1 protein-coding gene is annotated in these 390 nt (G+C 37.9%); it reads right to left on the bottom strand.

Going from position 1 to position 390, the window contains the following annotated elements; all coding sequences use genetic code 11:
* Positions 1-390, bottom strand: a 390-nt coding sequence (locus tag L1028_RS31155) for a hypothetical protein (RefSeq protein ID WP_234541978.1), incomplete at both ends; no start/stop codon positions are given.

Below are 390 nucleotides of genomic sequence, written 5' to 3'. Positions count from 1 at the left end.
AATAATACGTAGACAAATTTCCCGTTGTAATACTTATAGTCTTATTTGTTACTTTCCCGACCTCTCCCGTCCATTGTGTGAAGCCCTTATCTCCGAATAAATATGCTTCTGAACTTCTGGCCAAAAAGTAAAACTCTCCTTCTTTGTTGTTAGACAACCTGTTTATTTTATAGTTAAAACTAATATTATATGTAGTGTTAGGCTCTAGCTGCAGCTTACTTATATCCGTCTGTAGAAACTCTGACCATTCCTCCGTATCCGGAGATTCCCCAAGTACCGAACTTTTTCCACTAATTACTTTGGACGGCTCCTGTGTTATAACACCAGGATAACTAAATCTCCCCTTAATAAGTGGGGTAACTTCAAAACCACTTTCAAACGACTCCTTAA

Source organism: Paenibacillus pseudetheri (assembly GCF_924513355.1).
In the GTDB taxonomy this organism is placed as follows: Bacteria; Bacillota; Bacilli; order Paenibacillales; family Paenibacillaceae; genus Paenibacillus_AQ; species Paenibacillus_AQ pseudetheri.
This window is presented reverse-complemented; position numbering and strand designations above follow the sequence as displayed.